Genomic DNA, 25,687 nt, shown 5'->3' on the forward strand with positions numbered 1-25,687 from the left:
TTGTTTTTTCTTTTACAATTAAAACTGAACATTTAAACCAACTGCATAGCTCCTAGCGTTGGGATAACCACCGGAGTTATCTCTTCCCAACTGTGTAACCAATTCAGGATCGGGACCGCTGTAATTTGAAAATGTAAATACATTGTTGGCCGTTAATGTAAACCTGCACGAAGTCATCTTAAAACGTGAAATGAATTTTCGATCTAGGTTGTACGCCAATACGATGTTGTTGATTTTCCAGTACGAACCATCTTCAAGGAACAAGGTTTGATTTGAACGGAATGGTTGCATTACACGTGCTCTTCTGAAATCGAATGGATTTGGATATTGAGCATTTACTGTACCGGTTCCTTTATCTCCTGGAGATGGTTTCCAGTAATTGTATTCATCAATCGGCACCAATGCACCGGGCAATAAACGTTCGCCATTAGGTCCGATGGCTGCGGGGTTTCCAAAGTTTTGCATGGTTTGCGCCAGCGAAGCATTCAGCAGATCACGAAACAGCGTGTAGGATGCATTAATATTTAACTGGAAGTTTCGATACTGCATTTGTGAAAGAATTCCTCCGATCACTTTTGGAATGGGATTACCAATTGGCAACAGATCTTTTTCATCAATGATGTAATCGCCGTTTACATCGGTCCAGCGTGGATCGCCTCCCTGAAAATAATAACCCATACCTGAGCCCAACTGTTGACGCCTTCCTGTTGCAATGTTTACGGGCACATCCGACGTGCTGCTATAAACACCTTGTGTATGATAAATGAGATTGGAGATTGCATTACGTCCTATTCTATAAATAACCGGCACATCGCTTCCATTATCTTTTATCTCTTTCCTTATCTGGCGGAGATTATCGGGCAGCTTAGTGAGTATTTCACGGTTAAAAGCTCCGTTCACTGCAACTGTCCACTGAAAGGGTTTGCTTTGTTTGAACATACGTACTGTTGCCGACCACTCCATACCATAGTTTACCAAACTCACAGCATTTGTTTGCAACTCAGCAAAACCACTTGTATTGGCCAGTTCAATTTCCATGATCTGGTTATCAATAGACCGGTAGTATGTTTCATATGTAAGTTGTAAAGCGTTGTTGAAAAGACCTAATTCCAAACCGGCATTTGTTTGTGTTTGTGTTTCCGGTAAAAAGTTTTCATTCGGAACAGTAGAATAGTCGATGGTTACAGTTGGGTTGTTGTTGTACGGTAAACCAACAATGTATCGGCCATAGGTATCAAATATGTCGCCGGTAGGTTTAATGTTACGTCCCCACGAAACCTTTGCAGACCCATAACTTAACCAGGAAACTTTTTCCAGCCATTTTTCCCGGTTAAAGTTCCAGCGTGCACTCACAGCAGGATTTTTTGAATAAGGTTGTTTCGAACCAATATTTGATAACCCATCAAAACGGAAATTGAAATCAATTACATATTTACGATCGAAGTTGTATGAAAAAGATCCGCCATAACCATGCTGTCTTCTTTCAAAAATATTATCTAATGTACCTCCACGTGTAGCTGCCCATCCATAACCGATAGGTCCTGTTATCTGATCATTTGCGGTACGAACTAACCGAACAGCATTTGCACGAAACCCATTTGAAGTGATCTCATTAAATACAAACGCATTAAAATTGTGCAGATTATTTATACTCTTTGTAAAATTTATATTCGAACGATTGTTTAACTGATAGGACCTGCTGTTAAAACTAAATGACTGTGATGAACCATTGCTGAGAAACGATGGTGTAAACCTGTCTTCTGTACCTGAATTAAAATTGTAACTGAGCAGGTTGCCAACACGAAGTCCTCTTACCGGCTCGTATGAAATATCAAGACTGGTAAGAATATTTGCTGTTTTATTATTATTGGTAACTCTTGCTGTAGCAAGGGCACTGTTATTTTCAGAGAACAATGATGGTGATGGAAGTAAGGAAGAAGCTGATCCGCCACTTGCCAACCCTGTTTGTATCAACCCTACACCGCTACCGTTTTGTTTTTGTCCAAGCTGGCTTGAAAGATTCATTTGTACACGCAACTGATTGGTAGGTGCATATTGTGCATTCATGCTGAGACCATAACGTTTAAATCCTGTATTCTGCACAATCCCATTTTCCTGGTAATAGTTCAGGTTGGTTTTGTAGTTGAAACGGTCATCACCACCACGTATGCTTAGGTTGTGCTGCTGGTTAGAAGTAGAACGGAAAAAATAATCCTGCCAGTTGGTAGAGTTGTTGTAGTAAGGATTAAGGCTATCGGATAAAAACGGGGTTTGATTGATCAGCGCCTGTGCTGCTGTAGCAGAAGTATCATAATCAAGAATGGTACGTATACGGAACAAACGTTCTTCCTTACCACCAAGTACTTCACGTAAACGTGGAGGTGATTTTACAAAGTAGCTGGATGAGTATTGTACAATCGGTACTTTTGATTTACCTCTTCTTGTGGTAACAATAATAACACCGTACGCTGCTCTTGCTCCGTATACAGATGTTGCTGCTGCATCACGCAACACTTCCATCTGTTCAATATCTTCCGGCGGTATCAATGCCAATGGATTGATACCTGAGCCACCACTTTGAAATCCATATTCAAAATTTGTATTTACATCAACCGGAACACCATCTATCACAAACAAAGGAGATGTGGGTGTTAAGAAACCATCACTGCTGATGTTGATACTTGATATACCACGTAAGTTAATGGTGCCCATACCACCCGGAGAACCTGAGTTATTCTGTACGTTCAATCCGGCCACTTTACCCTGCAACAGTTCCACCACATTCGATACAGGAACATCCTGTAATGCTTTACCATTGATAACGGTGCTTGATCCGGTTGCAGTTTCTTTTGTTTTTTGACGGAAGCCCTGGATCACTACTTCCTGCATGGTGTTATCCTTTACAGAAAGTGATATTTCAACGGATGAAGTACTTGAGAGAAATGTTTTGCGTGAAGCTGTATAACCTGAGTGCGAAAACACAAGTTCAGTTCCTGCATCAATGGTTACTGTAAACGCACCATTTGCATCTGTAGTTGCAATTGTTTTGGAAGGCTTGGTAGTAGATACTGTTACACCCTGCATAGCTGTTTGCTGTGCATTGTCTTTTACAACACCTTTCACAGTTATCTTGTTTTGTGCCTTCGCATTCACAGCAAAAAGAAGTGCAAGTGCCATTATCCCGATACAGGGTAACAATCTCATAGCCGTTAATTTTTTTGGTTTTATACTTAACATGTGCGTCCTGTATTAATCGTTGATAAATTTTGGATTATCGTTTTTGAATGCAAACACGATCTCCCAATCGCCGGCTTCATAAATAGCGAAGTCGAGTCCCAGTAATGCATATTCTCTTGCGCCATTAAAACCTATGCGGGAATAACCAAAGACAGCTCTTGCACGTCGCCCGTCGGATGATGTGTAGCGTGTTGGTATTTCAACAGCAGGAATTGGATATGCCATTTTATAAGTAACACCGGTTGTGGTCATTGTTTTTTCAAACCCATGCACGAGATTATCCCAATCGGTTAGAGAAAACCTTGCAGGATCGATCGGATTATATAACGTATCCAAAAAACGGAAGGTCAATGTATTGGTTGCAGGTACACCCGCTTTTTCAATTTTGCGGATATATACATCAATATCGTTGTAAGAGAGATAGCGGTTTGTATTTGCACCTTTGATATTTAAAATTGCAGAAGCATATACGCCGTTTGTTGTTGGCTGACCAGTTGATGAATTATAATTTGATGGTTCATAGGGACGCTCTTTCAATGGCATCAGTTTTAGATTGCGATAGAATCTACGACCACCTGAGTTCGATAGTTCCACATCAAACAAATAACCGGAATCGGGTTGTGATCTGATAAAAGCTGATTTCGCTTCAGCCCACAATGTTAATGCACCAGAGTGTGGCCCTATTTCAAGTAGTGTACGATATTGTTTTTCACGCTTCGCTTCAATTTCGGCAACTGATTGCTCATTGCCGGTGTATGCTTTTTTCCAAACAAGCACAGGAAAAACATCGGTAAGCTCAGGTGCAGGATCACCATTTCTTCTGCGTGGGTTCACGATCTTGAAATCGGATGGATATGTAGTGCTGCCTTGATAGAAATTATCAGTAAAGAAAGTAGTGCGGCCTAGCACCGGTTGATAGGTATCAATGGTGTATTGCGAATCGGCACCAACTGTTTCCCGTTCTTTCGGCAGGTATTTTTTGCAGGCACTTACTGCCAGCACCACTACAACTGCTACCAGATAATAACGGCGGCTATGTACTAAATTTTTTATGCTCTTGTTCATCGTTATCTTCTTTTTATAGAAAATGAGAGATTGCTGAAACCTATCGTTTATTCACTCGTTTAATAAAATCGTTTCCAAAACCAAAGTCGTGACCGGGCGGTAGCAGATGCACCATTCCGTTTGATGTTTTAATATCAACCGTAATTGTATTTACTCTTACCCAGTTGCGTGTAAAAATGGAATTCCGTGGATCGCTGAACGAAATGGCTTTAGGACCACCGCCTACATAACCCGATGCATTGGTAGCAACATATTGCAATTGCATATTGTAATTGTGACGATACGATGTGTACAGTTTACCATCTGTAAACCCTTTCAAACTATCTGTATGTTGTAATCCCGGAATAATATAGCGGCACACAATAGTATCTAGTGTTGCAGAATCAATCGTAGCCAATGATACCTGCGGCATGGCAGGAATCGAATCTTTCCGGGCCTGATTAATATTAAAGAGAGCCAGTTCAAAACTCCTGTTATTAGCTGCAAACAATGTAACGTTACCTGTTTTCAAAACGTCAGTTAATCCCGTTAATCGACTTGCAACAAACAGCAGCGAATCATACAAACCTGTTTGTGCAGAGAGGTACTCGTAGGTTGTTCCTTTAAAAACACCCGCAGTGTTTTTGTAATCGTAATAAGCTTTGTCGGTTTTGCTGCAGCTTGTTAATGCTATTACGATCAACACGCCTGCTGCAATCAACAAATAATTTTTTCTGATAAAACTCATTCTGTACGTTTTTACTTTTATGAAGAAGTTTCTGTTGTGTAAGCAATCGATTATTGCCAGTAACTGTTTTGTGTGATCTTCGAATTTCTGTTCAACACTTCCTGTGCTATTGGCCAGTAAATACCGCCTCTGTCGATCAACTCATTAAAAGCAGGGTTTGTACGTTTCAACCGGTTAAACCTCACCAGGTCATACCATCTCCATCCTTCGCCCATTAATTCTCTTCTCCTCTCTGCAAACACTTCAGTTAACAGATCTCTTGATGGTGCCGGAGAAATAGAAGCCAGCCCTCTGATACTTCTGATGCCATTTAATTCCTGGTACGAAGCATCTGTTTGTCCTAATACAGCCAATGCTTCCGCACGCAATAATTTTATTTCTTCGAGGCGTGTAAAAACAATCGATGAATTGAATACTGCAAACTGTCCTGCGTTACCCACGTTGCCATCCACCACTCTTATCTTTTTGAACACAGGAACTGCTGCACTATAGTTTTCAAAGTAATTGGTATAAATTGTTTGCTGCACAGATGCCGGATCAACACCAAAACGCTGATCGGTACCACCATTGCTTCTTGGAAATGCTGCAGCAATAGAATCTTTTGAAACATATATTTCAGGCAACTGCTTCGACATTGGATAAAGTGTTGTAGTTGCCAATGTGAGTTGCTCTAAATGACCTTCGGAAGTTGTTTCGCCCATGTTGCGGTTAAAGCTGAAACCAATCAGCTGGTTATAGTTATTACTTACACCACTGTTAAATAATGTTGAAACAAGATTTGCAGTTGTTACCAGCGACAGGTTGCTTTTTGTTGCATTGTTTACCACAAACTCAGTATAAACAGCCACATCAATGTAACGGCCCTGCCATGCAGCAATATGTGAAAGCATTGCATAAGCAGCCAATCTTGTAATTGGCGCATTTAACCATTGAGAAGAATTATAACCGTAATAATTATTTGGAAATATCTGTGCCGGATCAATACCTGAATACAGGAACGGAAGATTAGGCGCTACCTGGATCAATTCCTGCTCAGCAAATGAAAGTACTGTTGATTGACTGGTGCGTGGCAGTTCATCAAAGCTTCCTTCTTTTGTATTAATGATAAGCGGAACATCGCCCCAGATCCTTGCAATGTAGAAATATGTGAATGCACGAATGGCCCTTGCCTGTGCAACATCAAGTTTATAATACGATTCAGTATAACGTTGATCGGCTTTGCAACCTGCCACACGTTCAATAAACAGATTACTTGCATTGATCACTGCATAAAAACGACGCCAGTTTGTAACCGCTTCAATTGTTGGAAACGATGCATTGAGGTTTCCTTCAATCACTGCTTTCAGATCGGGACGTGAAACTGACTGAAAATCGCCGTTCCTTAATTCGCCCCACATCCAATGTGCATTGTTATCCGCAACTGCTGCACGCAGCAATCCATATAATCCAATGAGTCCGCTTCGTGCATCTTCGTACGAATCCCAATGGCCCAACTCATCTGCCTGGCGTGATGATTGAATATCCAATTGCTTGTTACAAGCTCCCATGAAAAGCACCAACGCTGTTGCAAGCACCAGTTTCTTTCCAATGCTTATCAGCTTGTTTGTTGTTACTGACATAATCTTCATGTTTCCTGATTATTTTGAATGATTTCTGTTTGAGATTATAAACCAAGTCTTACACCTGTAATGAATGTGCGTGAAAACGGCAAGCCATAACCAGTATAAATGCCGTTGTAGTTCACGAGTTCGGGATCATCACCTTTAAATGGTGTAAGTGTAAAGAGGTTTGTACCTGTTACATAAAATACACAACTGGTGATACCCTTATCTTTTTTCGGTTTTAAACTGTAGCTGAGAGAAAGCGAACGGAGTTTTAAAAATGATGCATCATCAAGAAAAAGATCCTGTTCAAGACGGTAAGGAACAACCGCACTCCATGGATTATACATGGGGTAAGATGACAGATCCATTTTCTTTTCCCAGAATGTAATTTCCTTTACTGAGTTAATATTGTTGCTTGCCTCGACGTTTATAAAATTGAGACGAGATGATGCATACTGGTTCATTACTTTGCGGCCGAGTGCAAAATAAAACTGCGCATCAAGTGTAAATGATTTGAACCCGATCGAGTTATTGAATCCGCCACTTACTTTTGGAATATAATTTCCTCTTAAAACTTTATCATCATCATTAATTACACCATCACTTGTAACATCAACCCATCGTGGATCTCCTGCTTTGAACGGAACGCCTCTGTAACTTAGCACCGGTCCTGTTGGAGGATAGGCTGTTCCGTTGTTGTTATTTAAGAGTACCCAAAACGCATCAATACGACGGCCAACAGACAGTTTGTTATTTCCAATGATCACCTCCTGCAATCCATCAGGTAAAGCAATCAGTTTATTATTATTTTGAGATATGTTGAGTGCAAAATTCCAACTTACTGCATTTGATTCAGCAGGCAACAGATCAGCAACCACCGTAAGTTCCACTCCATTGTTGCGAACATGCATACCATTTTTATATGCACTTGTATAACCCCATTCAACAGGAACCGGAACAGGTAAAAGCATTTGCTTATCATCCCTGTTATAAATATCGAGTGCAAATTTTAAGCGGTTGTTCAATGTGGCTAAACGAACACCGATATTCAACTGATCACTGTACGCCCATGGAATACCATAACCGATCCATCCGCTTGTATAAGGTCTTGAAATGCCTGGCATGCCAACATACGATCCCAATGTTGGTTCACTTCCCCAGCCCATATCTACACGATATTGTGCACCTGCATTAAACCTGTCATCACTCAACAGTCTGCCTAAACGTGCCCATGATGCAGTTGCTGTAAATGCATTGATACGTTTTAATTTTGTTTCAAATTGTTTTTTGATATCCCATTCTGCACCGCCGGAGAAATTAGTTGTCCAGCGATTATCTGGTTGCATGTTCGATGAACCATCTCTGCTTACAACCGCACTCAGTTTCAAAACATCGTTAAATGAGTAGGTAGCGTTGCCCGAAAAAGATGCTAATGCCGAACGCATTTTACTTGGAAAGTAATTCACTCTGAAAGCGGTTGGCAATAAATAATCAGCTGCATTGGGATCTCCATTCACTACATTGATCTTCACGAAATCGTTAGGGCCATTGTATGCATATGCATAATCATACTTGTAAGTATCGGCCATAAAATTCTGCCCGGCTTCCAGTACTAATTTCTGTCTTTCATTTACGTTTACTTTATAAGACAGTGTATTGCTGATTACCACCCGTTGGTTGTACCCGAAATAATTCGATACAAAATTATTCTTCTCTAATAACGTGGTTGGCCAGAATGCATCACGGATACCTTCGTTGTAATCGAATGCAATACGACCGTTGTAAGCAAACTTGTTAAGATCGGCCGATAAAGCAAAGTAACCTTGTATTACGTTTGATGTGTTATCATCAATGGCTTTATTAAACTCATTGAGATAAGAACCGTAAAGACTTTTATTTGGCGTAAGCGGATTGGTAAGATCAGGAATGTAACGCTGCTCAGCAAGCCTGTCACGTATATTAAGGTTGCGTGTACGTTCTAACCGGGTATAGTTGATCATACTTGATACCATCAACCATTTAATAGGAGCAGCATTAATAAAGAAGGATCCTGTATAACGGTTGATCGCTGTTTCATCTGCACTTGATGCATTTTTAGTAGCACCACCAAAAAAGCGGAAGTTGGCACGTTCAGATCCACCAGTTAAACTCAGGTCAACATTATACAACGGTGTATTCTTATAATAATTATCGCTCCAGTTTGCCGGGCCATAATAATCTGCATTGGTCGAATCTCTTAAATATGGTGGATAGTTCAACCTGTCGGCAACAGTTCCGAACCTGTCGTAAAACGGCTTGCGGAAATTATTTTCGTATGCAGCATTTACAGGAGTAATCGAAGGGCTTTGTGCAAAACCATAATAACTATTGATCGATATTTCTCTGTAACCCGAATGTGCATTTTTTGTTGTGATCCAGATAGCACCATTTGTTGCAATGGGACCAAGTTTTGCAAGCATCACCGGATCTTTAATTACTTCGATCGATTCAATGTTATCTAAGTTAATGGCAGCAAGTAAGTTGGTGGCAGGTCCAATACGGTTGAAATCGTATTTCTGAATTTCGTATGCAAACGGATTATCCTGTACAAGTGGAATACCGTTCAGATAAACAGCCGCCTGCTGATCAAACAATTCACGCTTGCTTAAAAGAGGCGAAGAAATACCACGAACAAATATATTCTGTTCTGTACCCGGTTCGCCACTTGGCTCCTGTACATAAACAGCAGCCAAATTACCTTTTACGATTTGTTGTAAAGAAATGTATGGTTGAGTAGTTGCATATTTTAAAGGCACCTGGTTGATCCCTTTTACACCGGCAGACATTTGCTGTATCTTAACCCCGTTTGTTGCAATCACTAAAATGGAATCGTCTGTTGCCTGTGCAGACGTATCAGTTTGTGCGTTTCCGTTAATAGCAGAAAAAAGTACGAAAGCAAAAAAAATAAGCCGTTGTTTAGCCGTGGCTAATGACAATCGTGTACTCATAATTATAATAGTTAGTTTAAGCTTTACTTCAAACGACAACAACTCTTCCGTTATCAGATCTTACATTTTTTGTTTCTTAAAAACATATCATTTGTAAAATCAATCGCTATACATTATCCCGTTTAAAGCAAGACCAAGTTAGAAGGAATTATTAATGATTTAACAGCGGCAATTTTCCAAAACGCATGCGCAAACGGTTGCGCAGGGGTTTCAACCGTTTGCGCAATTTTTTAAAAAGGGAAAAACCTGTATGAAGAAAAATGCATGTTCTACTACTCACTACAGCAGATTCAATTGATCTTTTATACACGCAATATGAATGCTAAAAAAGAAGAATAAAAAACAAGAATTTTATTCCACTTGATAATTATACGATTGGAAACTGTACTTGATATGAATCAGTGAGCAAGATTACCATTGTCATGAAATCAGCTTATACTTAGTGCTACCTTTCATCTTTCAACAACAGTAAAAAAAATTGATTCTAGTTTTCTTATGTTTAAGGTTTAAGCAAAACAAAGCCCCGCTTTTTAAGGCGGGGCTTTTACACAACTAATAAAACTTACGATTCTAAAATTCAACTTACAACTATAAAACAAAGATGTCTCTGTGTTGAAACACAGAGCAATTCATTAATCGGGTTTTTTACCATCTAAGAATGTGTTGATGGTATTGATCTGTGCCTGGTTATTTTCATCACTTTGCACCGTGTAATTGCTGTAAAAATTTTCAGCCGGTGAAATCGTGTTGTACAATTCTAAATTACGGCGGAGATAAGCCGGCACAGTTTCAAACTCATTATTCGGATCCGGTGCATTGATGTTGAACGAGAGGTTTCTCAACTTCTGTAAACGATCGGCTGCCTTCTTCCGTTGCTCTTCTGCCTCATCCGTTACCGGAGGCTCTTCCGAAGAAGCAAGATGAACATTTTGATCGGCCCGAAGCTCTTTCTCCGCCGTTGGTTGATCTGTTTTTTCCACCAGCTGCATGTCAAACGATTCTTCATCGTCTTTCACAATTTGCAACTGAGCAGGAATCGCAACCGGTTTTTCTTCGGCTATTTTTTCCGGAATGGATTCTTCTCTTTCCTCGGTGTAAATAATGGCGGGCTTGGCTAAATAGCCCCCGCTTACAGGCCGGGAAACAGGTTCGTTTGTATATGTGTCAATACTTTTCTGTTGAACGGGTACCGGTGTTGGCTCATGCACTACTTGTTTCTCTTCTGCAACCGGCATTGGTGCTGGTGCTGTTGGTTCCAATGTAAATTCAATACGTGCTGTTTCAACTTTTGGTGCAGCAGGCGTTTGCATTACAGGTACCTCTACCTTCTTTACTTCTTCCACAATACTCGGCGCAATCGGATCTTTGATCTCTTCTGCAAACAATGCCGGTTGTGAATATTCTTTCTTCTCCGGTTCACCAAGTGTCATCACAATTTTTTCAACCTTTGGTTTTACCTCTTCAACAACAGCAGGCTTTTTATCAAACGGATCTTTTGCTTCAAAACCTGTTGCGATCAATGTAATACCGATCTTATCGCCTAACGTACTATCATAACCTAAACCAAGGATCACATCTGTGTTTTCACCAGCTTGTGATAACAAATGGTTTTGAATGATCTCTACTTCATCCATTGTAAATTCATGATCACCTTCTGCACTGTTGATATTAATTAGGATCCATTTTGCACCTTTAATATCGTTATCATTCAACAATGGTGAATTCAATGCTTCTTCAATGGCACGCTGTGCACGGTTGTCACCGTTTGCACTTGCATTACCAAGAATAGCTACACCTCCGTTTTTCATTACAGTACATACATCGGCAAAATCCACATTGATCTGGCCGGTGCTGTTGATCACATCGGTAATACATTTGGCAGCAGTAGCCAATACATTATCTGCTTTTGAAAATGCTTCTTTCATTTTCAAATTACCAAACTGATGACGCAATTTATCATTGCTGATCACGAGCAATGTATCAACATAGTCTTTCAAACGGTTGATACCATCTTCTGCCTGTTGAATACGTTTCTTTCCTTCGTATCCAAACGGTGTGGTAACAATGCCAACGGTGAGGATGCCAAGATCTTTACAAATTTTTGCAATGATGGGAGCACCACCTGTGCCTGTTCCACCACCCATACCTGCTGTAATAAACGCCATTTTGGTATTTACTTCCAACATGGTTTTTAATTCCTCTAAACTTTCTTCGGTTGCCTGCCTTCCAATTTCAGGATTGGCGCCTGCACCAAGGCCCTGCGTTAAATGCGGACCTAACTGCACTTTATTCGGCACCATGCTTTGTGCAATGGCTTGTGCATCTGTATTACAAATAATAAAATTTACGCCTTCAATAATCTGAGCATGCATGTGATTTACTGCATTGCTACCACCGCCACCTACACCAATTACTTTAATGATGGATGACTTTTCCTTTGGCAGATCAAAATGTATCATAACTTTCCGGGTTTGCTGGGTTAGTAAGTTTTTTATTAGCCGATAGCCTGTAGTCTTAAATCATTAGTAGTCCCTATACTATCTACTAAAAACTATCGGCTACAGACTTTCTTTTAAAGTTTCCTGTCTTCTTCTTCGTTAAACAGATCGATCAAACCATCTTTTATACTGTCCATAAATCCTTTCAGGCTCTTGCGTTTTTTCACACGTACCACATGTGTTTCTGTCTGGTCGTCGTATTCATTTACCACTTCTGCTACAGGCTCTTCTTTTATTTCGATGCCTTTCAGTTTGTTTTGTGTGTTCTCAAATACGTTGTATCCTTTTAAGATCAAACCAATACAGGTTGAATACATTGGCTTCGCCAATTCATCAATATGCCCGGATGATAGATGCTCGTTCGGAAAACCAATACGTGCATTTAATCCTGTAACATATTCAGTTAACTGAATAAGATGTTTCAATTGTGATCCACCACCTGTTAATACGATACCACCATTGAGCATGCGGTTATCTAAACCAACCTGCTTTAAATGATAGGTTACAAAATCCATGATCTCGCTCATGCGTGCCTGGATAATGTGCGACAGATTTTTTACACTGATCTCTTTGGGTGCCATTCCACGAATACCCGGAATGGTAATAAATGCATTTGATTTTGCTTCATCGGCCAACGCACTTCCAAACTGTACTTTCATTTGTTCAGCCTGTGTACGTAACACGCCCAATCCCATTTTAATATCATTGGTAATGTTCTCACCACCAAAAGGAATTACGGCTGTATGTTTTAAAATGCCTTCATAAAAAACAGCAAGATCAGTTGTGCCACCACCAATATCCACAATGGCAACACCCGCTTCCAGATCATGCTCACACATAACTGCTGCTGCTGAAGCCAGTGGTTGCAGTACCAGGTCCTTCACTTTCAAATTACTTTTTTCAACACTGCGGTTAATATTGCGGATCGCATTTTTATCGCCGGTGATGATATGAAAGTTAGCACCAACTTTCACGCCACTATAGCCGATCGGGTTGGGAATATTCTGAAAATTATCCACCGTAAACTCCTGCGGTATCACATCAATGATCTGATCGCCTGCAGGAATATAGGTTTTGTATTGATCGCCGATGAGTTGATCAATTTCACGTTGTGCAATTTCCTCTTCGTTGTTCTGGCGAACAATATCGCCACGTGTTTGCAACGATTTAATGTGATGACCTGCAATACCCACATACACTTCGTTGATCTCTAAGTTGGGATTGCTGGCATAACAATTCTGCAATGCCTGTTCAATGGCTTTAATGGTTTGATCAATATTCAATACCATTCCATGCTGCACACCACTGGAGTTTGCCCGGCCAAAGCCGAGAATTTCCAGTTTGCCAAATTCGTTTTTTCGTCCGGCAATTGCTGCAATCTTTGTGGTACCAATATCCAACCCCACAATAATGGGATTGTTGTTCACAGCCTGTGCGGTCGATGTGGCTCCGTTTGTTGGTAATTCCGATGTCATAGTTGTATGTTGTTTTTAGTTGTGTGCTTTTTTGTTTTTATGGTTATCAACTGTTGTGCTTAGCTGTTCTTCGTTGTGTCACTCACTTCATCTTTTCTTTTTACTTCAACTTCTTATCCATTCATTACTCTCTTAGACAAGTTGGCCTTTGTGCCTTGCAAAGCCCCTCTGCCGGAGGGGTTTGGGGGAGGCCGTTTAATCTTTCTTCTTCATCACTGCTTTCGGTTGTTTTTTCACAGGTTGGCTCTTCGCCTCATTTAACACTGCTTCTTCTTCATTCACGGGCTTAGGTTTTTGTTCAATGGATGTTGGTGTTGGTGCTTTTCCTTTAGGGGTAGGGAATTGGTTTTTCATCGCATTGCGACTTTCCGTTGGTTCTGGTTTCACAGTAGCGGACTTTAAAACGGGCTCTGCGGATGTTGGTTCTCTCTTATAGGGCCCAGAGGTAAGCAAACTGTTATTGGATTCGTTTGTATTACCGATCAATGAATCGTTCGGTATATAACTGCTGTCTATTGTTGTATTGATCTTATAGTTATTTTGTTCTACTACAAAACTTTTGAATAAGCTTACACTGTCTCTGCGTAATGCCACCAATTGTTTATCGTAACGTACATCCAGTGTGCTGTAATAATTCCATCCTGTTTTGTGCATGATCTTTTTATAGAACAATAACAGGCGGTCAAATTTTGGTGCGATCTTTTCCGCATTTCCAAACTGAATAATATGGTTACCCAACTTCGGCATCAATTCAAATTCATAGTTGTTGATATTCACCTGATCGATCTGCGCCATCCAGAATTCATCTTTTAAAATGAACTGTCCCATTTCTCTTACCTGCTGTTTCAACACACTATCCTTTGTACGTGCAGCCGTTGTTTCATTTGGAAATGATGTAAACACGGGCACACGTGCCACCTGATCGTTGGTGATCGGTAATTCATCGCCCAACTCATCGATATAAAACGATTCACCATCTACACGAAACACTCTTGCCACGGGCTCACGCTCCGTAACATCTACATGTAACACATCATTGTTATCAAAGAACAGTTCGGCATTCCGTATCCATAAGTTGCGTTCCAGTAATTTTTCCAATTGCTGCAGATCAAATGTTTTAATAAGCTGCCCCGGCATCAGATCGGGTCGACCACCGGAAATTGTTTGCAGTATATGTTGCTTGCTTACATACCCCACCGCATTTGCACCTTTGATCTTTACCACCACTTCCTTACACAACTTTCCATTCTGGTTACGGGTAGCAGCGATCAGCAGCACAATTGTGGCTGAACTTACCAACAACCAAACGGTTGCCGTTACTAACTTTTTCCATGAAAATTTCTTACTGCTCATTTATTTCTGTTCGATCTTCTTTTTTAATTCGGGCAGCATTGCATCAATATCGCCTGCACCTGCTGTTACAAACACTGTATCCTTATCTACTTTATTCTTTACCTCATTCAACAACTCTTCTTTTGTTACGATCTGTTTCTTCACCAACTTCATCTTATTTAAAATAAGTTCGCTTGTTACTCCCTCAATGGGTAATTCTCTTGCCGGATAAATGGGCAGCAGCATTACTTCATCAGCCATATCTAAACTTTCTGCAAATCCATCTGCCAGATCTCTTGTGCGTGTAAACAGATGTGGCTGAAAAACCAATACCAGCTTCTTATCTGCAAACATGCTTCGTGCACCGCTGATCAACGCTCTCAATTCTTCCGGATGATGTGCATAGTCATCAACAAATGTTACATCCGCTTCACCTGGCGCTATCACATATTCAAACCTGCGCTTCACTCCTTTGAACGATTTCACTGATTCTCTGATCTTGTCGTCATCGATCTTTAGTATATGTGCAACAGCGATCGCTGCTAAAACATTTTCTACATTGTGTAATCCACCCACATTCAACTGTACATCGTTCAACACCCACTCATTCATTACCGCATCAAACAAATAACTTCCGTTTTGTACTTTCAGATTTTTTGAATGAACGGTTGCCTGTGCATCATTCAAATGATAGGTAATATGATTTTCTGCAACGAGATCATTCTTTCTTTCCAATCCATGTTTGCTGATGAGCCAGCCACCGGGTTTAATTTTTCGTGTAAACTCGATGAAGGCTTCTTCCATTGCTTCGGCTGTTCCGTAGATATCTAAATGATCCGCATCCATTGCAGTGATCACAGCGATATCGGGGCTCAGCTTATGAAAAGAACGATCGTACTCATCTGCTTCCACCACACACACATTGTTCTCACTACTCCAGAAGTTTCGATTGTAGTTCACTGCAATTCCTCCAAGAAATGCATTGCAACCAAAACCACTGTGGCGCAACAAATGACCCGTCATTGTACTGATGGTTGTTTTACCATGCGTACCTGCCACACATATATTCAAAGAACTTTGTGTAATGATCTGCAGTACATCACTTCGCTTTACCACGCTGTATCCGTTCTGCAAATAATACTGATACTCTTTATGCTCCTTCGGAATGGCCGGTGTATACACTACCAGTTGCACATTCTTCGGAATACGTTCTACTTCTTCTTTATAATGAACTTCAATTCCTTCGGCTTCCAGTTGCGATGTAAGCGGTGTAACTGTTTTATCGTAACCACTCACCTTCACTCCTTTTTCGTTAAAGAACCTTGCGATTGCACTCATTCCAATGCCGCCTATTCCTACGAAATACACTTCTTTTATATCGTTCAACTGAATCATTCTTGTTGTCAGGTCAGACGCCCTCGTCGGACCGATTCTTATTATTCGTTTTGTTCTTCCTGTTGTCCCGTCCGACGAGGGCGTCTGACGGAGCATGATCATTATTCGTTCAGGCCGCTTAGAGCGTCCCGATCGTATTCAATACTTCATTTGCAATTACCAGATCAGCATCACCCACGCCCAGCTTTGCGATCTGCTGTTTCAATTCATTTTGTTTTGCTTCATCTTTCGCCAACTCAATGATGGCGTTCACCAGCTTTTCTTTTGCTTCACTATCCTTCACCATCAGTCCTGCATTTTTCTGCACCAAGTGTTTTGCATTGACCGTTTGATGATCTTCAGCCGCATGCGGGTAAGGAACAAATACAGCCGGCTTTGCAATCAAACAGATCTCTGCAATGGCCATGGCACCTGCTCTTGAAATCACCACATCAGCAGCAGCATAGGCATTCTCCATTTCTTTTATAAAATCATTCACCCACACATTTGCTTTTCCGTTTGCTCTTGCTTTGCCTTGTGCTGCATACGGTTTCCCGGTTTGCCAAATCAGCTGCAAATTATTTTTTTCAAACGCATCAATCCCTGCATCTATGGCTTCGTTGATACTTTTTGCACCAAGGCTTCCACCAACAACCAATACTGTTTTTTTATCTGTATTCAATCCAAAGAACTTCAACCCTTCTTCCCGAGTAACTTTTGTATGTGCAATGGCTGCACGTACAGGATTACCGGTGATAATGATCTTTTGTGCAGGAAAAAACTTTTCCATTCCATCGCTGGCTACAAATACTTTTTTCGCCTGGCGACCCAACATCATATTTGCTTTGCCTGCAAACGAATTGCTTTCATGAATAAAGGTTGCAATGCCTTTGCTCTGTGCAAAACGCAACACCGGAAAACTGGAATAACCACCTACACCAATCACTGCATCGGGTTTAAATTGATTAACGATCGAACGCACCTGCACAAAGCTTCGTATCAACTTAAACGGCAAACCAATGTTTTTTATCAAAGAACTTCTGTTAAAACCGATAATGTCGATCCCTTTTATTTCATAACCGGCCTGCGGCACTTTTTCCATTTCCATTCTGCCCTTTGCTCCCACAAACAAGATCTCTGCATCGGGTTGCAATTTTTTGATCGCATTGGCAATGGCAATGGCCGGAAAAATATGTCCGCCCGTACCTCCACCTGCCATTATAATTTTCACACTCATGCCGCTACTGCTTTTGCGTTTGCTGCATCACCCTCCGCTTCTTCCACATTCCTTGCTACACTTAAAATAATTCCAATGGATAAACAGGTAAACAGAAAGCTACTGCCACCCATACTCACCAATGGAAGTGTTACACCTGTTACCGGAAACAAACCCACATTCACTGCCATATTCGTCATGGCCTGTATCACCAATGTAAAACTGAGTGCCAATGCCAGGAAGGCGCCGAATGCAAACGGACATTTCCGGAACAAACGAATACTCCTGAACAAAAACACCATGTAGATAAAGATGATAAAGGCTGCACCGATCAAACCGTATTCTTCAATGATGATCGCATAGATATAATCGGAATACGGATGCGGTAAAAAATTACGCTGCTCACTGTTACCCGGGCCTAAACCAAACAAGCCTCCTTTAGCAACAGCAATTTTTGCCTGTTGTACCTGGTACGGTGCTTCCGATTTATTAGCATACATAAAATCCTGTACACGTTTGATCCATGTTGGTACACGACCGGCAGAAAGAACTGCCGGCAACTCTTTTGCTTTTCCTTCTTCTTTGTCGTAATAACTGCCGGCAATGGCAATTAAAATAATCACGGGTATTGCAATCACGGCCGCAACAATACCAATGTGTTTCATGCTTACCCGTCCGATAAACAACAACAACATACTGGTTGCGCCTGTTAACAATGCGGTTGAAAGATTGGCAGGCGCAATGAGTAAACAAATAATAACGATCGGTGCCATCAACGGAAGAAATCCTTTCTTAAAATCTTTGATCACATGTTGTTTCTTCGACAATAAACGTGATATGTACATGAACAACGCCAGCTTTGCAATGTCGGATGTTTGTACTGTAAGATTGATGATGGGCAATTTGATCCATCTGCTTCCATCGTTAATGGTTGCACCGAAAAAGAATGTATAGATCAACAGTACAATGGAGATATAAAACAGCAATTTCGCTACACGTGAATAAATGGTATAGTTTACCCGATGCGCAAAATAAACAATGATGATACCGAGCGTGATGAATGCAATTTGCTTGAACAAATACACAAACGTATTTCCCTTGTATAGTTTATACGCCAATGAATTGGTAGCACTATATACTACGAGTAAGCTCACCAGCGACAGAACAATGACGATTGCCCAGATCACTTTATCGCCTTTGGTTTTATCCCGAAAGCCGCTTGGTGAAAACTTCGCTGATATGTCGGTTAATTGACTCATTTATTTTTCTTTCTTCTTACCTCGTATTTCTTACTTCGTATTTATAATTCTCTTACCGCTTTCTTAAATTGATCGCCTCTGTCTTCATAATTTTTGAACAGATCAAAACTTGCACAGGCAGGACTTAATAAAACTGAATCGCCTTTTTCTGCAAAATGATAAGCAGCACGTACGGCATCTTCTGCACTCGTTGTATTCACGATCAGTGAAACAGAATCGCCAAACGCTTCATGAATTTTACGGTTATCCAAACCGAGGCACACTATGGCTTTTACTTTTTCTTTCACCAGTTCTTTCAATACCTCGTAATCATTGCCTTTATCAACACCACCTAAGATCAAAATGGTTGGTCTCGACATGCTCTCCAATGCATACCAGGTAGAATTGATATTAGTTGCTTTACTATCGTTGATGTATTCCACACCTTTTACCATTGCCACCATTTCCATCCGGTGCTCAAGGCTTTCGAACGTGGTAACGGCCTCTCTGATCTTTTCCTTGCGGATACCTAATGTAGCCGCTGCAATACCTGCTGCCATGGTGTTGTACTGGTTGTGTTTACCCTTGATCTTAAAATCGTCTACGCTCATTGTTACTTTGTCGTCGTTCACTGCAATCGTCATGGTGCCGTCTTTGATGATTGCGCCTTTTTGTGGTTCCTGTTTCATGGTGAATGGTAATGGGGTTGAATGGAGAGTAAGTTTTTTTAAATACGTTGCTGTTACCGGATCATCGGCACAGTAAATGAAATAATCGTCTTTCGTTTGATTTTGGATGATCTTAAATTTTGCGTTGATGTAGTTTTCAAATTTGTAATCGTACCGGTCTAAATGATCTTCTGTAATGTTGGTGAGTACCGCAATTTCTGCTCTGAAATCTTTGATATCATCCAATTGAAAACTGCTGATCTCTGCTACGTACACTTCTTTTGGATCCAACGCAACTTGTTTGGCAATGCTGATGCCGATGTTTCCAACCATTGCACAATCCAATCCTGCATGTTTGCAGATGTGATAGGTTAATGCGGTAGTGGTTGTTTTTCCATTGCTGCCGGTAATGCCAACAATTTTACTATTGCCTTTAAATCGCCACGCCAGTTCAATTTCACTGATCACAGGAATTCCTTTTTTGCGGATCTGCTTCATCATGTCGCTCTTTTCAGGAATACCGGGGCTTTTCACAATTTCATCGGCCTGTAAAATGAGATCGGCCGAATGCATACTTTCCTCAAATGCAATTCCATACTCATTCAACTCATCTTTATACAAGGATTTCACAGGTCCTGCATCGCTCACAAATACATCATACCCTTGCTTTTTTGCAAGAATAGCTGCGCCCGTTCCGCTCTCGCCGCTACCAAGTATGTAACATTTGTGTGCCATGTTCATTCAAGTTTCCAGTTGCTTGATAAATGTTACCGGTTACTGGAAACCGGTAACGTTTTCTTTTTTGGTTTTTCTACTTTTTCTATTTCTCACAGAGAAATAAAAAAGGCTCTTCACAAGTATGGGTTAGTACAGGATCTCAGAGGTGCTACATAGATGGTTTGTCATTTAGTCTTACATAGGATTGGTTGGGTAAGGATTGAAAACCAGGGGTGGTTTTTCAATAACCTCTTTAGCGAATTTTGAGTGTTACGATCGCCATCACCACACAAAGGATCGTAACGATCCAGAAGCGGGTAACGATCTTACTCTCATGAAATCCTTTCTTTTGATAGTGATGATGCAGCGGACTCATTAAAAAGATCCTTCTGCCTTCACCATACTTTTTCTTTGTGTATTTAAAGTAGCCGACCTGCAGCACCACACTCAGGTTTTCCACTAAAAACACGCCACAGAAAATGGGTATCAACAATTCCTTTCTTACTAAAAATGCAAGTGATGCAATAATTCCTCCCAGCATTAAACTTCCTGTATCGCCCATGAACACTTGCGCCGGATAAGAATTGTACCAGAGGAAACCGATACATGCGCCTACCATTGCCGCAATGAAAATGGATAACTCACCAATGCCGGGTATATATAATATGTTGAGATAATCTGCTAAGCGAACGTTACCACTTGCATACGCAAATATGCCCAACCCTATACCGATCACTGCTGATACACCTGTTGCCAACCCATCGATACCATCGGTAATATTTGCACCGTTTGATACTGCTGTTACAATAAACACAACGATCATTACATACAGTACCCAGGTGGCTCCACGGATCGCTTTCGGCAATAGTTTTGAATAATTAAATTCATGCCCTTTTACAAATGGAATTGTGGTAATAGGTCCATCTGCTTTGATCATTGTTTTTTCAACACCATCCATTTTCACAATTTTCACATTTGCATCTGCCGGCAATTCAGTTCCCACAAACTCACGGTAAGCACTAACCGAATCGTTAAACATCAATGTAGTTGCAACGGCAACACCCAATACAACCTGCCCAAGAATTTTAAACCAACCTGCCAATCCATCTTTATCGCCTTTCTTATAATTTACTCCCTGCTGTTGTGCCATGCGCTTGGCACGGAGCTTTAAATAATCATCAATAAAACCGATCATGCCCATCCAGATGGTTGCAAACAACATCAGCAGGATATACACTTTGCTTACATCGGCTAACAATAATGTAGGAACTACAATGGCAACAATGATGATGAGTCCACCCATGGTTGGTGTTCCTTTCTTTTGTTGCTCTCCTGCCAAACCAAGATCACGAACTGTTTCGCCTACTTGTCGCTTACGCAGATAGTTGATCAACTTTTTACCGAATACGGCTGAGATCACCAACGACAGTACCATTGCCAGCATCACCCTGCTTGTGATGAACTGAAACAGATTGTCGCCAGGGAATTGAATCCCAATGCTGTTCAACCAATCGATCAAGTTTTTTAACATACGTTTTCTATTTGTTGTGAATGGTCAGTGGCGAATAGTTACTCATCACTGATTACTCATCACTCATCTCTCTAATAATTCAAACATTTCTTCCAATACTTTCTTATCATCAAAAGAGTATTTCACTCCTTTTATATCCTGATATTTTTCATGACCCTTACCTGCAATCAAAATAATATCCTCATGCTTCGCAATGCTTACTGCGGTTTTGATGGCTTCTTTACGATCAGCAATAGAAATAAATTTTCTCCTTGCAGCAGAGCTTAATCCGAACTCCATGTCAGCCAAAATTTCCAATGGATCTTCACTGCGTGGATTATCACTTGTAAAAATTACCCGGTCACTTAATTCACATGCCACTTCACCCATTACCGGGCGTTTGGTTTTATCTCTGTCGCCACCACAACCAACTACGGTGATAATCTGCTCATGGCCTCTTCTTAATTTCTTAATAGTTGCCAATACATTTTCCAATGCATCGGGTGTATGTGCATAGTCAACAATACCAAGAATTAGATCATTGGGTGAAATGATATAATCAAAGCGACCCTCTGCTCCTGTTACACTGCTCAATACCTGCAACACTTTATGTTTGTCTTCTCCTAACGAAACTGCCGCACCAAAAACGGCCAACAGATTATATGCATTGAACTCACCAATCAACCGAAAATGCACTTCATCATTATTGACCATCATCTGCAAACCGGTGAGACTGTTCTCCAATATCTTTCCTTTGTAATCAGCAATATTCTTCAACCCATAATATTGCTTCTTTGCTTTGCAGTTTTGCAACATCACTTCACCACGCTTATCATCTTTGTTGCTGATAGCAAATGCATCGGCTGTTAATCCATCAAAAAAACGTTTCTTCACTTTGATGTATTCATCAAAGGTTTTGTGATAATCAAGATGATCGTGTGTGATATTGCTGAACAATGCACCGGTAAAATGAATACCTGTAATGCGATGCTGATGAATGGCATGACTGCTGCATTCCATAAATACATAAGTGCAACCGGCATCATACATTTCTTTGAGCAAACGATTCAAATTGATCACATCCGGTGTTGTATGTGTTGATGGAACTACTTTATCGCCGATATGATATTCTACAGTTGAAACCAATCCGCACCGGTAACCCAATCCGCTGAATACTTTGAACAGCAATGTTGCGATCGTTGTTTTTCCGTTGGTGCCGGTAACACCCACCACTTTCATTTGCTCCGTTACATTTCCAAAGAACTGGTTCGCCATAAAACCTGCTGCCTCTGCACTGTTCGCTACCTGTATATAAGTAACATTCTCATTCAACTGCTGCGGCAATTCTTCGCAGATCACTGCAACAGCGCCTTGCTCAATTGCATTTGAGATAAATGCATGCCCGTCAACAGCTACTCCCTTGATGGCAATAAAACAAGTGCCCGGCTTCACAAAACGTGAATCGATCTGCAGATCACTTACTTCCAGAGCAGTTGATCCGTGAACGCTGCGTAGATGCACTTTGTACAATATGTCTTTCAATACTGCCATCAATTGAGATATAATGTTATTTCCTGTCCCTTTGCTACCGGCGCACCGGCAGCGATGGACTGATCATTAATTTTTCCTTTTCCTGTTACCTGCACTTTCATACCGGCTGTTTCCAATACATACAGTGCATCTTTCAATCCCATACCTTTTACATTCGGCATCACTTTCCCATTGGTTGCATAGGTTTGTGATTGAACGGTATTATTTTTCAAGAACGATATCCGCCAGTTACCCACTAACTGATCCGTATAACTGAAACCAAACTGTTTTGAGATCTGTTGCACTTCCTGTTTCATTCCACTGAAACTGTACAGCATTGAATCCGCAAACGGTTTTGCCATTGTGTATGGCTGTTGTTCCTGACTGTATTTATATAAGTGATCTGCAATTTCTCTGAACACCGGCCCTGCTACTGAACCACCATAATAGTTGGCGGCATGTGGCTTGTTCTTTACCACAACTATGATGGAATATTTCGGCGCTTCGCTTGGGAAGTAACCGGCAAACGCTGATTGATATACACCATCTCTGTATTTATAAGTACCATCATTTACTTTCGCTGTTCCTGTTTTACCCGATGCTCTGTACGGCGCTGTTTCAAATTGTTTACGTGCTGTACCTTCTGTACACACAGCAGCTAAACATTCCTGTAATTGTTTGATGGTTGATTCGCTTGCAATTTCTTCGTTCAATACCACCGGTTCATTTTTGCGGATCACTGTTCCGAAATTTCTGATCTCATTCAGCAAATAGGGCTTCATCATCTTCCCATTATTCGCCACAGCATTGTACACCATTAATAATTGTAAAGGCGATACCATCAACTCATAACCAAAACCCCACGAAGCCAATGTTTGCGGATGCCATTGTTTTGGTTTTACCTTATTCGGATTTCTGATCAACGGATTAAATTCTTCGTTCAACTCAATTCCTGTTTTGGTGGTGAGATGAAGATTGGTGAAATGCTTGTAGTATTTTTTTGGATCAGCTGTGTAATACTGATAGGCCAGTTTACTCATTGCCACATTCGAGCTTTGTGTAAAGGCTGTTTTAATAGTTGTTACTTCAGGACCATGATGATCATCCACAATATTTCGGCCGTTCAAATTCCATCGACCACCGTGAATGGTGATGTTATCATTGATGGTTACATGCTTATCTTCCAACGCAGCCAGTAAGGTTACCAGCTTAATGGTTGAACCCGGTTCTGCTGTACGCAATGCATAATTGTCGGTTTCGAAATAAGTTCCGTCTTTTGTGCGACCAAGGTTTGCAATGGCCTTGATCTTTCCGGTTGCCACTTCCATTACAATGCAGGTACCTTCCAAAGCTTCGTTCGTAGTCATGGTGCGCATCAATGCACGTTCGGTTATATCCTGAATATTTACATCGATCGTAGTGTACACATCATCTCCATTTTCCGGTTCTACTTCGTATCCTTCAACCGGCATCAATACGCCACCTGACACATAGCGAACCAAACGCTTGCCGGTAGTACCACGTAAAACACTGTCGAACGAACGCTCAAGCCCAACGAGTTTTGAATTTTCTCTGTACAATCCAATTGTTCTGAAACCCAACTCACCAAACGGATTCAACCGTTTGGTTTTTACCTCTGCAATAAAACCACTTTTGTTTTTACCAAGACGTACCAATGGAAACTCACGTAACTGTTTGTACTCTTCAAACGATACTTTCTTCTTCAAAGAATAATAGCGTGACTTTGATTTATACGCCTGCTTCAATTCCTTTTTATAGGTAGCGGCAGTTTTATCTTTAAATAAACCAGCCAATTCAATTGACAAAGAGTCGATGTTCTCATTAAATCGTAATCCGTTCTTGTAACGTAATCCTTCAGCAGCAAAATCAATGTAAACATCAAACTGTGGTAACGATGTACTGAGCATACTTCCGTCTTCACTGTAAATAGTACCACGCTCAGCCGCCAGATCAAGAATGCGGGTGTGCATACTATCACCCATACTTTTCCAATAGCTCCCTTCAATACTTTGGGTATAAAATGCCTTACCGAGTATGAGTATACCCAGCAGCATCAACCCCAGGAAACCCAGGTACACTCTCCATAATATGTCGTTCTTTACTTCCATTAATTTCCTTTCAGCTTGGTGCTGTCAGTTAGTTTGATGGGTTGTTGAATATTTTCTTTTAAACCAATTGGCTCTACTGCTTTTGCCACTTCACTCAGGCGGTTCTGAAACATCAGTTTCCCGTTGAGCGTTTTGTATTCATACTCCTGCTCCTTTAGTTCTTTGGTTGTACGATTGATGTTGCGGATGGTATTGTCGGCGTAATGGCCATTGGCGATGTAGATGATCGCCAGCACAGAGAGAAAGAGGAAGTATGGAACGTTGCGTACGATCCACTGGTAATTGAACCACTTTTTTAAATCAATCTTCGGCTCTTTTACTGCCATTGGTTTGTTTGTAATTTCCGTTTGTAATGCTGTTCGTTTGTTTTACAATGGGTT

The 25,687-nt window shown here is 40.9% G+C and carries 16 protein-coding genes; all 16 read right to left on the reverse strand.

What is annotated here, in order from left to right:
* Positions 1 to 18 precede the first annotated feature (18 nt).
* The 16 genes from WG989_RS01035 to WG989_RS01110 all read right to left on the reverse strand — a co-directional run bounded on the left by WG989_RS01035 (position 19) and on the right by WG989_RS01110 (position 25,633).
* A complete protein-coding gene (locus WG989_RS01035) occupies positions 19 to 3,204 on the reverse strand; it encodes a SusC/RagA family TonB-linked outer membrane protein (protein WP_340426687.1) in 3,186 nt (1,061 codons plus the stop codon).
* A gap of 45 nt (positions 3,205 to 3,249) precedes the next feature.
* Complete coding sequence (locus WG989_RS01040) at positions 3,250 to 4,302, reverse strand: DUF5007 domain-containing protein (RefSeq protein ID WP_340426689.1); 1,053 nt, start codon at positions 4,300 to 4,302, stop codon at positions 3,250 to 3,252.
* A 40-nt stretch (positions 4,303 to 4,342) separates the two neighbouring features.
* Complete coding sequence (locus WG989_RS01045; RefSeq protein WP_340426691.1) at positions 4,343 to 5,029, reverse strand: fasciclin domain-containing protein; 687 nt, start codon at positions 5,027 to 5,029, stop codon at positions 4,343 to 4,345.
* A gap of 50 nt (positions 5,030 to 5,079) precedes the next feature.
* A complete protein-coding gene (locus WG989_RS01050; protein ID WP_340426693.1) occupies positions 5,080 to 6,657 on the reverse strand; it encodes a RagB/SusD family nutrient uptake outer membrane protein in 1,578 nt (525 codons plus the stop codon).
* 35 nt (positions 6,658 to 6,692) lie between these two features.
* A complete protein-coding gene (locus WG989_RS01055; protein ID WP_340426695.1) occupies positions 6,693 to 9,620 on the reverse strand; it encodes a TonB-dependent receptor plug domain-containing protein in 2,928 nt (975 codons plus the stop codon).
* 632 nt (positions 9,621 to 10,252) lie between these two features.
* A complete protein-coding gene (gene ftsZ, locus WG989_RS01060) occupies positions 10,253 to 12,079 on the reverse strand; it encodes a cell division protein FtsZ (RefSeq protein WP_340426697.1) in 1,827 nt (608 codons plus the stop codon).
* A gap of 113 nt (positions 12,080 to 12,192) precedes the next feature.
* Positions 12,193 to 13,593 carry a cell division protein FtsA gene (ftsA, locus tag WG989_RS01065; RefSeq protein ID WP_340426699.1) on the reverse strand — a complete coding sequence of 467 codons (1,401 nt, stop codon included), beginning with the start codon at positions 13,591 to 13,593 and terminating at the stop codon, positions 12,193 to 12,195.
* Between the two features lie 195 nt (positions 13,594 to 13,788).
* A complete protein-coding gene (locus tag WG989_RS01070) occupies positions 13,789 to 14,946 on the reverse strand; it encodes a cell division protein FtsQ/DivIB (RefSeq protein ID WP_340426700.1) in 1,158 nt (385 codons plus the stop codon).
* Positions 14,947 to 16,320, reverse strand: a complete 1,374-nt coding sequence (murC, locus tag WG989_RS01075) for a UDP-N-acetylmuramate--L-alanine ligase (RefSeq protein ID WP_340426702.1) — start codon at positions 16,318 to 16,320, stop codon at positions 14,947 to 14,949.
* 118 nt (positions 16,321 to 16,438) lie between these two features.
* Positions 16,439 to 17,536 carry an undecaprenyldiphospho-muramoylpentapeptide beta-N-acetylglucosaminyltransferase gene (gene murG / locus WG989_RS01080; protein ID WP_340426703.1) on the reverse strand — a complete coding sequence of 366 codons (1,098 nt, stop codon included), beginning with the start codon at positions 17,534 to 17,536 and terminating at the stop codon, positions 16,439 to 16,441.
* A complete protein-coding gene (locus WG989_RS01085) occupies positions 17,533 to 18,774 on the reverse strand; it encodes an FtsW/RodA/SpoVE family cell cycle protein (protein ID WP_340426705.1) in 1,242 nt (413 codons plus the stop codon). Before WG989_RS01085 ends, murG begins: the two co-directional genes overlap by 4 nt.
* 41 nt (positions 18,775 to 18,815) lie before the next feature.
* Positions 18,816 to 20,156, reverse strand: coding sequence for a UDP-N-acetylmuramoyl-L-alanine--D-glutamate ligase (gene murD, locus WG989_RS01090; RefSeq protein WP_340426706.1), 1,341 nt, complete (start codon positions 20,154 to 20,156; stop codon positions 18,816 to 18,818).
* 235 nt (positions 20,157 to 20,391) lie between these two features.
* Positions 20,392 to 21,669 (reverse strand): phospho-N-acetylmuramoyl-pentapeptide-transferase, encoded by a 1,278-nt coding sequence (gene mraY / locus WG989_RS01095; protein ID WP_340426707.1) that lies wholly within the window; start codon positions 21,667 to 21,669, stop codon positions 20,392 to 20,394.
* A gap of 63 nt (positions 21,670 to 21,732) precedes the next feature.
* Positions 21,733 to 23,199, reverse strand: coding sequence for a UDP-N-acetylmuramoyl-L-alanyl-D-glutamate--2,6-diaminopimelate ligase (locus WG989_RS01100; RefSeq protein WP_340426708.1), 1,467 nt, complete (start codon positions 23,197 to 23,199; stop codon positions 21,733 to 21,735).
* Positions 23,199 to 25,307, reverse strand: coding sequence for a PASTA domain-containing penicillin-binding protein (locus tag WG989_RS01105; RefSeq protein ID WP_340426709.1), 2,109 nt, complete (start codon positions 25,305 to 25,307; stop codon positions 23,199 to 23,201). The genes WG989_RS01100 and WG989_RS01105 overlap by 1 nt, the downstream gene beginning before the upstream one ends.
* Positions 25,307 to 25,633, reverse strand: a complete 327-nt coding sequence (locus WG989_RS01110; protein WP_340426710.1) for an FtsL-like putative cell division protein — start codon at positions 25,631 to 25,633, stop codon at positions 25,307 to 25,309. Before WG989_RS01110 ends, WG989_RS01105 begins: the two co-directional genes overlap by 1 nt.
* Positions 25,634 to 25,687 lie beyond the last annotated feature (54 nt).

This window comes from Lacibacter sp. H407 (assembly GCF_037892605.1).
In the GTDB taxonomy this organism is placed as follows: Bacteria; Bacteroidota; Bacteroidia; order Chitinophagales; family Chitinophagaceae; genus Lacibacter.

Coding starts and splice junctions, on each gene's coding strand:
- WG989_RS01035 (WP_340426687.1), bottom strand. CDS start 3,204: ATGAGATTGTTACCCTGTATCGGGATAATGGCACTTGCACTTCTTTTT.
- WG989_RS01040 (WP_340426689.1), bottom strand. CDS start 4,302: ATGAACAAGAGCATAAAAAATTTAGTACATAGCCGCCGTTATTATCTG.
- WG989_RS01045 (WP_340426691.1), bottom strand. CDS start 5,029: ATGAGTTTTATCAGAAAAAATTATTTGTTGATTGCAGCAGGCGTGTTG.
- WG989_RS01050 (WP_340426693.1), bottom strand. CDS start 6,657: ATGAAGATTATGTCAGTAACAACAAACAAGCTGATAAGCATTGGAAAG.
- WG989_RS01055 (WP_340426695.1), bottom strand. CDS start 9,620: ATGAGTACACGATTGTCATTAGCCACGGCTAAACAACGGCTTATTTTT.
- ftsZ (WP_340426697.1), bottom strand. CDS start 12,079: ATGATACATTTTGATCTGCCAAAGGAAAAGTCATCCATCATTAAAGTA.
- ftsA (WP_340426699.1), bottom strand. CDS start 13,593: ATGACATCGGAATTACCAACAAACGGAGCCACATCGACCGCACAGGCT.
- WG989_RS01070 (WP_340426700.1), bottom strand. CDS start 14,946: ATGAGCAGTAAGAAATTTTCATGGAAAAAGTTAGTAACGGCAACCGTT.
- murC (WP_340426702.1), bottom strand. CDS start 16,320: ATGATTCAGTTGAACGATATAAAAGAAGTGTATTTCGTAGGAATAGGC.
- murG (WP_340426703.1), bottom strand. CDS start 17,536: ATGAGTGTGAAAATTATAATGGCAGGTGGAGGTACGGGCGGACATATT.
- WG989_RS01085 (WP_340426705.1), bottom strand. CDS start 18,774: ATGAGTCAATTAACCGACATATCAGCGAAGTTTTCACCAAGCGGCTTT.
- murD (WP_340426706.1), bottom strand. CDS start 20,156: ATGGCACACAAATGTTACATACTTGGTAGCGGCGAGAGCGGAACGGGC.
- mraY (WP_340426707.1), bottom strand. CDS start 21,669: ATGTTAAAAAACTTGATCGATTGGTTGAACAGCATTGGGATTCAATTC.
- WG989_RS01100 (WP_340426708.1), bottom strand. CDS start 23,199: ATGGCAGTATTGAAAGACATATTGTACAAAGTGCATCTACGCAGCGTT.
- WG989_RS01105 (WP_340426709.1), bottom strand. CDS start 25,307: ATGGAAGTAAAGAACGACATATTATGGAGAGTGTACCTGGGTTTCCTG.
- WG989_RS01110 (WP_340426710.1), bottom strand. CDS start 25,633: ATGGCAGTAAAAGAGCCGAAGATTGATTTAAAAAAGTGGTTCAATTAC.